At 70.6% G+C, this 12705-nt stretch carries 9 protein-coding genes; 7 read left to right on the top strand and 2 right to left on the bottom strand.

Annotated elements, in window-relative coordinates:
- Positions 1-7: 7 nt before the first annotated feature.
- Positions 8-3289: an acetyl-CoA carboxylase family protein gene (locus tag RR928_RS07860; RefSeq protein ID WP_332682059.1), complete on the top strand. Its 3282-nt coding sequence runs from the start codon at positions 8-10 to the stop codon at positions 3287-3289.
- On the opposite strand, the gene RR928_RS07855 is transcribed toward RR928_RS07860, so the two are convergent.
- Complete coding sequence (locus RR928_RS07855) at positions 3290-4486, bottom strand: glycosyl hydrolase family 79 C-terminal domain-containing protein (protein ID WP_332549582.1); 1197 nt, start codon at positions 4484-4486, stop codon at positions 3290-3292. It lies immediately after the preceding gene.
- Positions 4487-4784: 298 nt separating this feature from the next.
- Here RR928_RS07855 and RR928_RS07850 point away from each other — a divergent pair, with 298 nt between their 5' ends.
- Both RR928_RS07850 and RR928_RS07845 read left to right on the top strand, forming a co-directional pair.
- A complete protein-coding gene (locus tag RR928_RS07850; protein ID WP_332534714.1) occupies positions 4785-5930 on the top strand; it encodes an aminotransferase class V-fold PLP-dependent enzyme in 1146 nt (381 codons plus the stop codon).
- 20 nt (positions 5931-5950) lie between these two features.
- Entirely contained in the window at positions 5951-6361 is a 411-nt protein-coding gene (locus RR928_RS07845; protein WP_332549567.1) for an FKBP-type peptidyl-prolyl cis-trans isomerase, read from the top strand.
- Between the two features lie 4 nt (positions 6362-6365).
- On the opposite strand, the gene norR is transcribed toward RR928_RS07845, so the two are convergent.
- Positions 6366-7961 carry a nitric oxide reductase transcriptional regulator NorR gene (norR, locus tag RR928_RS07840; RefSeq protein WP_332682056.1) on the bottom strand — a complete coding sequence of 532 codons (1596 nt, stop codon included), beginning with the start codon at positions 7959-7961 and terminating at the stop codon, positions 6366-6368.
- 166 nt (positions 7962-8127) lie between these two features.
- On the opposite strand from norR, the gene hmpA reads away from it, so the two are divergent.
- The 4 genes from hmpA (at position 8128) to RR928_RS07820 (ending at position 12642) form a co-directional block, all read left to right on the top strand.
- Positions 8128-9285, top strand: a complete 1158-nt coding sequence (gene hmpA / locus RR928_RS07835; RefSeq protein ID WP_332534719.1) for an NO-inducible flavohemoprotein — start codon at positions 8128-8130, stop codon at positions 9283-9285.
- A gap of 122 nt (positions 9286-9407) precedes the next feature.
- Positions 9408-10289: a hypothetical protein gene (locus RR928_RS07830; RefSeq protein WP_332682054.1), complete on the top strand. Its 882-nt coding sequence runs from the start codon at positions 9408-9410 to the stop codon at positions 10287-10289.
- Complete coding sequence (locus tag RR928_RS07825) at positions 10286-12043, top strand: patatin-like phospholipase family protein (RefSeq protein ID WP_332682053.1); 1758 nt, start codon at positions 10286-10288, stop codon at positions 12041-12043. Before RR928_RS07830 ends, RR928_RS07825 begins: the two co-directional genes overlap by 4 nt.
- 83 nt (positions 12044-12126) lie before the next feature.
- Positions 12127-12642: a hypothetical protein gene (locus RR928_RS07820; RefSeq protein WP_332682052.1), complete on the top strand. Its 516-nt coding sequence runs from the start codon at positions 12127-12129 to the stop codon at positions 12640-12642.
- The last annotated feature ends 63 nt before the right edge of the window (positions 12643-12705 follow it).

Below are 12705 nucleotides of genomic sequence, written 5' to 3'. Positions count from 1 at the left end.
GCCCGCCATGTTCCACAAAGTACTGATCGCCAACCGCGGCGAAATTGCGCTGCGCATCGTGCGCGCGCTGCGCGACCTGGGCATTGCCAGCGTCGCCGTGCATGCCGCCGACGACACCGACGCGCCCCATGTGCACGCCGCCGACCAGGCCAGGGCGCTGCCGGCCACGGGGCCTGCGGCCTACCTCGACGGCGCGCGGCTGCTGGCGATCGCGCGCGAACTGGGCTGCGACGCCGTCCACCCCGGCTATGGCTTTCTGAGCGAGCGCGCCGATTTCGCCCAGGCCTGCGCCGCTGCCGGACTGCGCTTCATCGGCCCCACGCCCGCGCAGCTGGCGCTGTTCGGCGACAAGGCCCAGGCGCGCGCGCTGGCCCGGCACTGCGGCGTGCCGTTGATGCCCGGCAGCCAGGGCGCGGTGACGCTGGAGCAGGCCCAGGCGTTTTTCGCGGCGCAAAGCGGCGCCGGCGTGATGATCAAGGCGCTGGGCGGCGGCGGCGGGCGCGGCATGCGCGCCGTGCGCAGCGCCGAGGAATTGCCCGCGGCCTATGCGCGCTGCCGCAGCGAAGCGCTGGCCGCGTTTGGCGTCGACGGCGTCTATGTCGAGCGGCTGATGCGCAACGCGCGCCACATCGAGCTGCAGTTGCTGGGCGACGGCCGCCAGGTGATGAGCCTGGGCGAGCGCGAGTGCACGCTGCAGCGGCGCTTCCAGAAACTCGTCGAGATCGCGCCCAGCCCCTCGCTCACGCCCGCCTTGCGCGCCGCGCTCACGCAGGCCGCGCTGCGCATGGCCGGCGAAGTGGCTTACGAGGGTCTGGGAACGTTTGAGTTTCTCGTCGACATGGCGTCCAGCGAGCTGCCGTTCGTGTTCATTGAAACCAATCCGCGGCTGCAGGTCGAGCACACGGTGACCGAGGAAGTCACGGGCCTGGACCTGGTGCAGACGCAGATCCTGCTGGCCGCGGGCCAGAGCCTGGCGCAGCTGGGGCTGGATCCCGCGGCGCCGCCGGCGGTCCTGGGCCATGCGGTGCAATGGCGCATCAACGCCGAAACGCTCACCGCCTCGGGCGAGGCCCGGCCCGGCCATGGCCGGCTCGCGCGCTTCGAACTGCCCGCGGGTCCGGGCGTGCGCGTCGACACGCATGGCGTGGCCGGCACAGCGCCTTCGCCGCATTACGACACGCTGCTCGCCAAGCTGATCGTCAGCAGCCGCGGCGGTGGCTGGGAGCAGGTGCTGCGGCGCTCGCAGCGCGCGCTGGCCGAATGCCGTATCGAAGGCCTGGCCAGCAATCTCGATCTGCTGGCCGCGCTTGCCGCCAGGCCCGAAATGGCGAGCCAGGCCGTGCACACGCGCTGGCTCGAAGAAGTGTTGCCCGAGCTGCTGGTCCAGGCCGATGCGCAGGGCTCGGCGCGCGCCGCGGCGCGGCCCGCCCAGCCGCCAGGCCTGCCGGCCGCGCCGGCGCTGGCGCCCGCGGCCCTGGGCACGGTCTGCGCGCCCATGCCTTCGCGGCTGGTGCAGTTCAGCGTGGCGGTGGGCGACGAAGTGGCCGCGGGCGCCGAGCTGGCGGTGCTCGAGGCCATGAAGATGGAGCATGTGCTGCAGGCACCGCATGCGGGCCGCGTGACGGCCCTGCCGTTGCAGGTCGGTGACTACCTGGCCGAAGGTGAATGCGTGCTGGTGCTCGAGCCGCTGTCGGCCGCCGCCGAGCTGCAGGCCGAGGTCGGCGCGATGGCCGACCCCGATGCCATACGCGCCGATCTGCAGCGCCTGCGCGAGCGCCAGGCGCTGACGCTGGACGCGGCCCGGCCGCTGGCCATGGACAAGCGCCACGCGCAGGGCGGGCGCTCGGCGCGCGAGAACATTGCCGATCTCTGCGACGAAGACAGCTTTCTCGAATATGGCGCGCTGGCGATCGCGGCGCAGACGCGCCGGCGCAGCCTGGACGACCTGATCGCCAACACGCCGGCCGACGGCATGGTCACGGGCGTGGGCAGCATCAACGCCGCGCTGTTCGGCGCCGAGCGCGCGCGCGCCGTGGTCATGGCCTATGACGCGACGGTTCTCGCCGGCACCCAGGGCGCGCGCAACCATGCGAAGACCGACCGCATGCTGGGCGTGGCGCTGGCGCAGAAGCTGCCCGTGGTGCTGTTTGCCGAAGGCGGCGGCGGGCGCCCGGGCGACACCGACATGCCCGTGGTCGCGGGCCTGCATGTGCACACCTTTGCGGCCTATGCGGCGCTGTCGGGCCAGGTGCCGGTGGTGGGCATCACGGCCGGGCGCTGCTTTGCCGGCAATGCGGCGCTGCTGGGCTGCAGCGACGTGATCATTGCCACGCGCGCCAGCAACATCGGCATGGGCGGGCCGGCGATGATAGAAGGCGGCGGCCTGGGCGTGTTCCGCCCCGAGCAGATCGGGCCCAGCAGCGTGCAGCATGCGAACGGCGTGATCGACATATTGGTCGAGGATGAAGCCCAAGCCGTCGCCGCCGCGCGCCACTACCTGTCGTTCTTCCAGGGCCGGCTCGCGCAGTGGGCCGCGCCCGACAGCCGCGCGCTGCGCCAGGTGGTGCCCGAGAACCGGCTGCGCGTCTACGACACGCGCGCGGCGCTGCGCGGTCTGGTCGATGAAGGCAGCCTGCTGCTGCTGCGCACCGGCTTTGGCGTCGGAATCCATACCGCGCTGGCGCGCATCGAAGGCCGGCCCGTGGGCCTGCTGGCCAGCAATCCGCTGCATCTGGGCGGGGCCATCGACGCCGACGCCGCCGACAAGGCCGCGCGCTTCATGCAGCTGTGCAATGCGCATGGCATTGCACTGGTGAGCCTGGTCGATACGCCGGGCTTCATGGTCGGGCCCGAAGTCGAGCAGACGTCGCAGGTGCGCCATGTGAGCCGGCTGTTCGTCGCCGCGGCGAATCTGCGCGTGCCGTTCTTCAGCGTGGTGCTGCGCAAGGGCTACGGCCTGGGCGCGATGGGCATGACGGCCGGCAGCTTTCACGCGCCGCTGTTCAACGTCGCCTGGCCCACGGGCGAGTTCGGCGCCATGGGCCTTGAAGGCGCGGTGCGGCTGGGCTATCGCAAGGAGCTCGAGGCGCTGGCCGAAGGCGCCGAGCGCGATGCCTTGTTCGCGCAGCTGCTGGCCCAGCAATACGCGCATGGCGAAGCCATGCACATGGCCAGCACGCTGGAAATCGATGCCGTGATCGACCCCGCCGACACGCGCGCCTGGCTGGTGCGCGGGTTGGCTGGTGCGCGCGTGGCGCCGGCGCGCGGGCCCTTTGTCGATACCTGGTGACTACTGCGGCGTGAGCGTCAGCAGCGCCGCGCTGTGCGCACCCATGGCCAGCAGCAGCTGGCCGTCGGCGTCGGCTTCAAGGATTTCGCCATAGGCCGTGCCCACGGGCCGGCCGTCGCGGCTGCCGTCGAAGGTCTGGCCCGCAAGGCGCAGCGGATCGGCGCTGTCCAGGCGCGTGACCACGGCCTCGCGCAGGCCCGGCGGCAGCTGCACGGCGACCGTGCCCGACGTGCTGGCCTCGTGGTTGATCAGCGCGACGCGCAGCGTCTGGCTGCGCGCGTCGCGCACCGCCCAGGCCTTGATCTGCGCGCTGTTGTCGAGCTGCACCGGCAGCCACTGGCCTTGCGCGCCCGCGAAATGCGCGAAGAACAGCATGCCGTAATAGCGCGCTGCCACCGTTTGCGGCGTGGCCGCGGCGTCGGTGATGCCGCCCTGCAGAGTCACGCCGGCAGCGCCCCACTGTGCGTACTGCAGCAAGGTGTCGACGGTGGCGAGCGCGGTGTCCGTACCCAGGGCCAGCGTGCAGCGCAGGCCGGGTGCGGGCGCAGGCACACGTGCCAGCTGGTCAGCGCCGGGGCAGTCGGCCGCGGCGCGCGCGGTCTCCAGCGTCACCGTGCCTGGCGGCAGGCCTGCGAGCAGCTTGCGCGCCGGCGCGATGCGGCCGTCGGCCGGACGTATCGACAGCGGCCCGCCGCCATAGTTCTGCAGATTGCGCAGCAGTTGGCCCTCGCGCGCGGCCAGCGGGCCTGCGGTCGGCAGCACCACGCCCAGAAAGCCCGGGGCAATGCGGGCGCCCGCGGGCTGGACGGCGACGCGCAACCGGGCCAGCGGGGGCTCGGCCGGCGTCACTTCGACGGTCACGCTGGCGCTGATCGGCGCGCCGCTGGGCGCGGGACCGCTGAGCGTATAGGTGGTGGTCCGGGCCGGGCGCACCAGCACGGCGCCGGGCGGCGTGGCCGTGAGGCCGCTCATGCGCAGGCTGTTGCCCAGCGGCGCATCCCACGACAGGCGCGCGCTCTGGCCGGCTTCGATGCGCGGCGGCTGGGCCGTGAGCGCGGGTGTGGTGTAGACGGGCGGCTGGGGCAGTTGCTGGCAGCCGCCCAGCAACGCCGCGGCGGCCAGCGTCCAGACCAGGCCTTGGCGGGTGATGGAGGGCAGCGGCGCAGGGGCCGCGGTCTGGAAGAGGGTGTTCGACATGGTCTATCCGTTGGTCCGGTCGCCGTGGGCCGGGTGGGCCGCACGGGGCGGGGCAATGGTCACAGCGCGCAAAGCCGCAGGCGGGTTTTGCGCAGGGCTGCCTGGCATTGTGGGCAGGGTCTGTGACGCGGGTTGTACGACAGCGCCGCATCTGCAGGCGGATCGGCTTGGACCGAGCCTGGCGGGCACAAAGGCCCATGCTAAGCTGTGATTCCACTTCGTGTCGCTTTGCGCCTGCATGGCCGGACCGCTTGCAGGGAGACGCGCAGCGCCCACCGAACTACTTCAGGAAAATTTCATGCCAGGACTTTTGCCCGAGATCGATCCCGACGGACTGCTCGAATTTTCGGTCGTCTATACCGACCGCGCGCTCAACCATATGTCCCAGCGTTTCGTCGGCGTGATGCAGGACATTCTTGGAACGCTCAAGGAAGTCTATGCGGCCCAGACCGCGGTGCTGGTGCCGGGCAGCGGCACGTTTGGCATGGAAGCCGTGGCGCGCCAGTTCGCCAACGGCGAGAAGGTGCTGATCGTGCGCAACGGCTGGTTCAGCTACCGCTGGACGCAGATCTTCGAGGCCGGCGGCTTCGGCCTGGGTGGCGGCGCCGTGGTCTGCAAGGCGCGCAAGCAGGGCGAAGGCGCACAGGACCCCTGGGCGCCGTGCGCGGCCGCCGATGTCGCCGAAGCCATCCTGCATGAGAAGCCCAAGGTGGTGTTTGCGCCCCATGTAGAAACGGCCAGCGGCATCCTGCTGCCCGACGACTATCTGCGCACCATCGCCGATGCTGCCCATGCCGTGGGCGCGCTGTTCGTGCTCGACTGCGTGGCTTCGGGCGCGATGTGGGTCGACATGCAAAAGACCGGGGTCGACGTGCTGATCTCGGCGCCGCAAAAAGGCTGGAGCAGCTCGCCCTGCTGCGCCATGGTGATGCTCAGCGCCCGCGCCCGCGAAGCCATCGAGAACACGCAGAGCTCGAGCTTTGCCTGCGACCTGAAGAAGTGGATGCAGATCGCCGAAGGCTACGAAAAAGGCCAACATGCCTACCATGCGACGCTGCCCACCGATGCCCTGGTGCGCCTGCGCGACGTGATGCTCGAGACCCGCGCCTATGGCTTCGAGGCCGTCAAGCAGGAGCAGATCGCGCTGGGCGCCAAAGTGCGCGCACTGCTGGCGGCGCGCGGCTTTCCCAGCGTTGCGGCGCCGGGCTTCGAGGCGCCGGGCGTGGTCGTGAGCTACACCACCGATCCGCTCATCCAGAACGGCAAGAAGTTTCTCGAAGTCGGCCTGCAGACCGCGTCGGGCGTGCCGCTGATGTGCGATGAAGGCCCGGACTTCAAGACCTTCCGCATCGGCCTGTTCGGCCTCGAGAAGTGGCACCATGTGGACCGCACGGTGGGACACCTGAGTGCCGCGCTCGACAAGCTGGGCATTCCTGCCGCCTGATACGTCTCCAAGGAATATTGATGCAACGACTGATTCCCGCCGCGCTGATCGCGGCCGCACTGTTCGCCACGGCCGCCCAGGCCGCCGAGCCCGTGACCACGGCCAGCGGCCTGGTCTATCAAAGCCTGACCGAAGGCACGGGCGCGAGCCCTGCGGCGCGCGATACCGTGCGCGTGCACTACCGCGGCTACTTTCCCGACTCCGGCAAGGAGTTCGACAGCTCGATCGCGCGCGGCCAGCCCATAGACTTCCCGCTCAATGGCGTGATTCCCTGCTGGACCGAAGCGCTGCAGAAGATGAAGGCCGGCGGCAAGGCCAAGCTGACCTGCCCGGCGTCCATCGCCTACGGCAGCCGCGGCGCGGGCGGCGTGATTCCGCCGAACGCGACCTTGAACTTCGACGTCGAACTGATCTCGGTCAAGGGCAAATAAGCCGTCAGGGCAGCATGCAGCCCAGGCGTTTGGCCAGTCGCTGCAGGTTGGCGCGGTCCATCTGCAGCGCGCGCGCCGCGGCCGCCCAGTTGCCCTGGTGGCGCGCCAGGCTCTGCTCTATGCTGCGGCGCTCGAAAGCTTCGACCGCGGCGCGCAGGCCGGTGTCTTGCGCCGTGCTCGGCGCCGACGCAGCGGGCGCGTAGACCGGCGCTGGCGGCAAGGCCTCGCGCCCCTGGGGCCAGAGATCCTGCAGCGTCACCGTCAGCACGCGCGGGCGCCGGCCGTGGCGGCTCAAGGCCTTGAGCACGCCGCGGCTGATCAGGTGCTCGAGTTCGCGCACATTGCCGGGCCAGGAATGCGACAGCAGCGCCGATTGCGCGAGCGCATCGAGCCGCACCGTGCCCAGCTCCGCGCCCGAGGCCACGGCGGCCAGCCGAGAGCGGTTCTCCTCCAGGAAATAGCCGCACAGCAGCAGGATGTCGCTGCCGCGCTCGCGCAGCGGCGGCACCTGCAGCGGGTAGACGCTGAGCCGGTGAAAGAAGTCGGCGCGCATGCGGCCCGAGCGCACGGCCTCCTCGAGCGGGCGGTTGGTCGCGGCAATCACGCGCACGTCGACGCGGTGCTCGCGGTCCGAGCCCAGGCGCTGCAGCTGGCCGCTTTGCAGCACGCGCAGCAGCTTGGCCTGCACGGTCAGCGACAGCTCGCCGATTTCATCGAGAAACAGCGTGCCGCCATCGGCGCGCTCGAACTGGCCCTGGCGCTCGCCCACGGCGCCTGTGAAAGCGCCGCGCACATGGCCGAACAGTTCGCTTTCGGCCAGCGTGTCGGGCAGGGCCGCGCAATTGACGCTGACCAGCGGCCGGCCCGCGCGCTGCGATTGCGCGTGCACGGCCTGGGCCACGAGCTCCTTGCCGACGCCGGTCTCGCCGGTGATCAATACGTTGAGTTCGCTGGGAGCGACCAGCGCTATGTCCTTTTGCAATTGCCGCAGCGCCGGGCTTTGGCCCAGCAGCGGGCGGCGCGCCTGCGCGGGCAGCGCGGCTTGGCGCCAGCTCTCGGCGCGCGAGCGTTCGTCCTGCACGCTTTGCGCGAGCTGGCGCAGACGCTCGGCGGCAGCGACGGTGGCCGCGGCGAGATTGCTGAATGCCTGCAGGGCTTCGAGATGGCCGGCTGCAGCAAAGCGCCCGGGAGCGAGCGCGTCCAGCGTCAGCAGTCCCCAGGTGCTGCCGCCGACGACCAGGGCGCAGCCCATGCAGTCGTGCACTTCGAGCGGGCCCGCGTGTTCGACCAGACCGTCGTAGGGGTCGGGCAGCGGGCTGTCGGGTGCGAAGCGCAATGCCTGGCCATGGGCCAGCAGCTGCGCCAGCCGCGGGTGTTCGGCGATGCGAAAGCGCCGGCCCAGCGTGTCGCTGCTCAGGCCGTCGATGGCCACGGGCGCAAGCACCTCTCCTTGCAGCCGCAGCAGCGCGACCGCATCGCAGGGCAGCAGGGTCCGCAGCGCCTCGAGCAGGCGGCGATAGCGCTCGCGCTCGGGCAGGTCGTCGGCCAGGTCGGCGACCAGCGGAACGAGGCTGCGCAGCAATTTGTGGGTGGCAGTCATTTTGACTCGGTTCTGTGTCCAATTGACATGTTTTGACGCGGGTCATATTGACGCATGAAATTCCAAGTCATTGATCCTAAAGGGAGATTGCGCTGGCATGCGGATTGCGACTGTCTGGTCAGCCGGGGCGTCATCTGCCCCTTGTCGTTCATTTCCAGGAGTTTCCATGCTGACTGCCGAGCAACGCGCCATCGTCCAATCCACCGTTCCGCTGCTTGAAAGCGGCGGCGAGGCGCTGATCACCCACTTCTACCAACGCCTGCTGGGCGGCCACCCCGAAGTGCGCGCGCTGTTCAACAGCACGCACCAGCAAAGCGGTGCCCAGCCGCGCGCGCTGGCGTTCAGCGTGCTGATGTATGCCAAGCACATCGACCGGCTCGAGAACCTGGGCAACCTGCCCGCGCAGATCATCAACAAGCATGTGGCGCTGCAGGTGCAGCCCGAGCACTACCCCATAGTCGGCCAGTGCCTGCTGGCGTCGATACGCGAAGTGCTGGGCGCCGAGATCGCCACCGATGCGGTGATCGACGCCTGGGCCGCGGCCTACCAGCAACTGGCCGACATCCTGATCGGTGCCGAAAGCCAGGCCTATGAGCGCAACGCCAGCGCGCCCGGCGGCTGGCGCGGCGCGCGCGCCTTCCGCGTCGCGCGCAAGCAGATCGAAAGCACGGAAATCACGTCGTTCTATCTCGCGCCTGTCGATGGCGGCGCGGTGATGGCGCATCTGCCGGGCCAGTTCATAGGCCTGCGCATCGTGGTCGACGGCAAGGAGCAGCGGCGCAACTACTCGCTGTCGGCGCTGGCCAACGGCCGCGAGCTGCGCATCAGCGTCAAGCGCGAAGCCGCGGGCGTGGTCTCGCGCCATCTGCACGACGCGGTGCGCGAAGGCGATGTGCTGGAGATCTTCCCGCCGGCCGGCCATTTCACGCTGGCCGAAAGCGACAAGCCGCTGGTGCTGGTCAGCGGCGGCGTAGGCATCACGCCCACGCTGCCCATGCTCGCCGCGGCGCTGGGCAGCGCCCGCCCCGTGGTGTTCATCCACTGCGCGCGCACGCCCGAAGTGCAGGGCTTTCGCGCACGCCTCGATGCGCTGGCGCTCGAGCACCCGCAGCTGCAATGCCATTACCTCTACGAGAACGCCGCGCCGGCGCGCATCGACGCCGAGCAGCTGGGCCGCTGGCTGCCCGCGTCGCGCGATGTCGAGGCCTACTTCTGCGGCCCCCAGCCGTTCATGGCGGCCGTGCTGCAAGGCCTGCGCGCGCTGGGCGTGCCGCCCGCGCAGACGCATTACGAGTTCTTCGGCCCCGCGCAGGCGCTGGCGTAGGCCGCACGCGGGGCAAGAGATTGCCGCGCTGCCCATGGCCATGACGGCGTCTTGCCCGGCTTGAGGGCGCGGGGTCGGCGAACGGCGCGCGCCGCGTCGCAGAGCGAGCATTCAGGCTAGCCATGAATGATCTTGCCGAACTTGCCCCAGCGCTGTGCCGCCTGCTGCAGAACCAGGGCGCAGCCGTCGCACCCGACCCGGACACGGGCGCAGCGCTGCGCTGCGCGCTCGGCCGCGGACGCTGGGTGGACCTGCACTTCCAGGCGCAGCAGCAGCGCTGGCTGCTGGGCGTGGGCTGTGCGAGCGGCATGTGGGACGCAGCGCGGCGGGCGCGGAGCGAGGAAGCGCTGCTGCGCGTGGGCCACGCAAGCCGCTGGGGACTGCAGCAGACCGCGCTGGGCGATGGCCAGGGCCTGCAACTGGTCGACTGCGACTTTTGTGCCGCGCCCGCGCAGCTGACGGCGGCGGCCGTGGAGCAGCAGCTGCAGGCGCTGCTGGGCCAGCTCGATGCGCTGGCCGAAGGCGATGACATGGCCCCTGGCGCGCCCCTGGAGCGCTGCGCAGCGCCCCGGCCCGACTGCGGCTGCGCGCAGGCGTTCCGTGCGCGCATGCAGGCGCTGGACGCGTCGCGCGCGCCGCGCAGCGTTGCGGCGCAGGAGCTGCTGCTGGAGCCGCAACTGCCGGTGCGCATTTCCTTGCACCCCTGCAGCCACCACTGGGTGTTCGAAGCTTTTGTCGGCGATGCGTCGGTGCTGGCCGGGCCGCTGCGGCGCAGCCTGGTGGCCGCGCTGCTGCTGGTCAACGGCGCGGTGCTGACCGGCAGGCTGCTGGTCTGCAGCCTCGACGGCTGCGATCGCGTGGTGGTGATCAGCCGCTGGCACCTGGACTGGGCGGCACAGATGCCGTTGCTCGATTGGCTCGACTACAGCACGCGCCAGGCGCAGCGCATTCGCGCCGCGGTCGCGGCCATTGCGATGCACGACGATGGGGGAAGGCTGCCATGAATCCGGTCGTGCCTGCGGGCGCGTCGGCCGCGGCGCTGCGGCCCGTGCCGCGCACCGGCGGCGCGGCCGGCCCATGGCGCGGGCTGCGCGCGCTGTTCTCACCTTCGCCCGCGCCGCGCCTGCTGACCACGGCGCAGCTCATCAACCAGCAGGAGGCGCTGCAGGCGTCGCTGGTCGCAGCAATGAACGTGGCCAGCCAGCAGGTCGCGCCGCAGTGGCGCCAGGCGTTCGCGGCGCGCGCCGCGGCCATGGTGAACGACGTGATCGCCGACAGCATGTATCCGGTGCACAGCGCGATGATACGCAGCCGCGCGCACACCGTGGACTGGGAGCTGTTTCGCGCCGCGGCGGACCGCGCCAGGCAATGGGTGGAGCGACACCGGCAGGTGGAGCTGTCGATGCAACCCATGCGGGACCCCGCACCCCATGCGCAGCTGCTGGCATCGGGCCAGATCCTGCTGCTGCGCGCGGCGCCGGCGATCGAGAGCCTCGTGCTGGGCGGCGGCGGCGTGCGCGGCATGGCGAATGCGCCCGCGCTGCGCGCACTGCAGAACCTGGGCCTGCTGTCGCAACTCAGGCAGGTGGCCGGCAGCTCGGCCGGGGCGCTGACCGCGATCTTGCTCGCCGCCGGCGTGTCGCCCAAGGGGCTCCAGCAGCAGCTCAACGGCACCGACCCGCTTTCGCTGCTGACCACGCCGCCGGACTTCGCGCGCAATTACCCTGGCGTGAAGCTCGGTGCCCTGGGCTTCGATGCGGGCGCGGCCGTGCAGACGCTGGACAGGATGACGGCCCTATCCGCGGCGCGCTACCTCGACGGCCATTGGGCGCAGGTCACGCGCCTGCCGCAATGGACGCACTTCACCGCTGCGCAGCAGCAGCGCCTGGAACTGCTTCGCCGGCCCGACTTCACGGCGCCGCGCACCGATCAGATGCTGACCTTTGGCGATCTGCAGCTGCTGCACCAGCTGGCTCCGGCCAGGTTCAAGGCGTTGACGGTGACCGGTTGGAACCAGTCCGAGAAGCGCCTGGCCTACTTCTGCGCGCAGACCCATCCCGACATGCCGCTGGCACTGGCCGGGCGCATTTCGATAGGCCTTCCCGTGCTGTTCGCCGATGTGAAAGTGGTACAGCAGGACCGGATCCAGCGCTGGGCGGACGGCGGCGTGGGCAGCAACCTGCCCACGGAGGCGGTTCTTGGCGGGATCGAGGGCCAGGCGCTGCAGGAAGCGCAGTCGCGAACGCTGGTGATGGCGTTTGTCGACCAGGGCCGCACCCAGGCCGTGATGCACGGCCCGCCGGACCGGTACCTGCCGGCGGTGAGTCCGGTCGTGACCTGGCTGTCGGGCAATCCGCACTTCCCCGAGGCCGTGCATGCCGACCGGGGCAAGCTGTACGCGGCGGGCCTGCATGTGATGCCCGTCGCGCATGGCGATCTGGGCATTGCCTCCTTTGAGGCGGGCGCCGAGCGCGTGGCGCGCGCCAAGACCGAGTCACTGGAGCAGGCGCTGGTGTTCATTGCGCAGAACCGGCACAACTTCCGCCATGACCTCGTGAACGATGTGCAGGCCGCTGCGGCGCTGCTGTCGCCGCAGGAGCAGGATCTTTTTCTGCTGCGCCACGCGGGCGACGCCACACCGCTGAACGCGCAGCTGAGCGCAGCCATCCTCCAGCAGCGCGCCTGTCTCGCGCCGGCGGCCGGCGCATCGGAGCGTGCCGCGGCGCTGGCCTGGGGGCGCAGGGATGCGGCCATCTGAAGTGCGCTCGCGGGCGCGCGCCCTGGCCGCGGCGGGTGAAGATGGAACTTCGGCACGCAGCGTGTGACGTATGGGGTAGCCGCGTGCGTTCGCGCGCGACGAAACGGCCGCCGGCCGACAAGGGCTCCATGAACGATCTGACTCATATTTCGGCGCAGCTATGGGAGTTGTTCCGTTGCGGCGAGGTGCCTGACGCACTCGCCGCCGGAGGCATGCTGCGCTGCGTGGTGGACGATGTCCGTTGTGTACAGCTGCGTTTCGCGCCGCTGCAGCAGCGCTGGCAGCTGGGCGTCGATCAGACCATAGACAGGCTCAGCGAGGACCGCCAGGCCCAGTGCCAGGAAGCGCTGCTGCGCGCGGCGCACGCGACTCGCTGGACGGGCCAGCAAGTGGGGGCGCTGGAGACCGAAGGCTGCATCACTCTTGTGGACTGCGATTTTCCCGGGACGCCGCAGCAGGCCGCGGCGCTCGCCGGTGCGGATGCGATCGAGGGCCGGCTGGCCGCGCTGATGGAACAGCTCGAACGGTTTGCGTCGCGCGCGGCCGTCTCCACGGCGGCATCGCCGGCCACCGAACCTCCATCCTGGATCAAGGCATGAACGATTCCTCCACCGCCCTGGCGTCGGCATTCAGCGCGCAGATGCATTTGCTCGATCCCCAGC

Source organism: Comamonas sp. (assembly GCF_036666375.1).
Lineage (GTDB): Bacteria > Pseudomonadota > Gammaproteobacteria > Burkholderiales > Burkholderiaceae_C > Comamonas.
The sequence above is the reverse complement of the archived record's forward strand: the minus strand, read 5'-3'. Positions and strand labels throughout refer to the sequence as shown.

Excerpts from the sequence above, each read along its gene's own strand:
- RR928_RS07860 (WP_332682059.1), top strand. The coding sequence starts at position 8 with ATGTTCCACAAAGTACTGATCGCCAACCGCGGCGAAATTGCGCTGCGC.
- RR928_RS07855 (WP_332549582.1), bottom strand. The coding sequence starts at position 4,486 with ATGTCGAACACCCTCTTCCAGACCGCGGCCCCTGCGCCGCTGCCCTCC.
- RR928_RS07850 (WP_332534714.1), top strand. The coding sequence starts at position 4,785 with ATGCCAGGACTTTTGCCCGAGATCGATCCCGACGGACTGCTCGAATTT.
- RR928_RS07845 (WP_332549567.1), top strand. The coding sequence starts at position 5,951 with ATGCAACGACTGATTCCCGCCGCGCTGATCGCGGCCGCACTGTTCGCC.
- norR (WP_332682056.1), bottom strand. The coding sequence starts at position 7,961 with ATGACTGCCACCCACAAATTGCTGCGCAGCCTCGTTCCGCTGGTCGCC.
- hmpA (WP_332534719.1), top strand. The coding sequence starts at position 8,128 with ATGCTGACTGCCGAGCAACGCGCCATCGTCCAATCCACCGTTCCGCTG.
- RR928_RS07830 (WP_332682054.1), top strand. The coding sequence starts at position 9,408 with ATGAATGATCTTGCCGAACTTGCCCCAGCGCTGTGCCGCCTGCTGCAG.
- RR928_RS07825 (WP_332682053.1), top strand. The coding sequence starts at position 10,286 with ATGAATCCGGTCGTGCCTGCGGGCGCGTCGGCCGCGGCGCTGCGGCCC.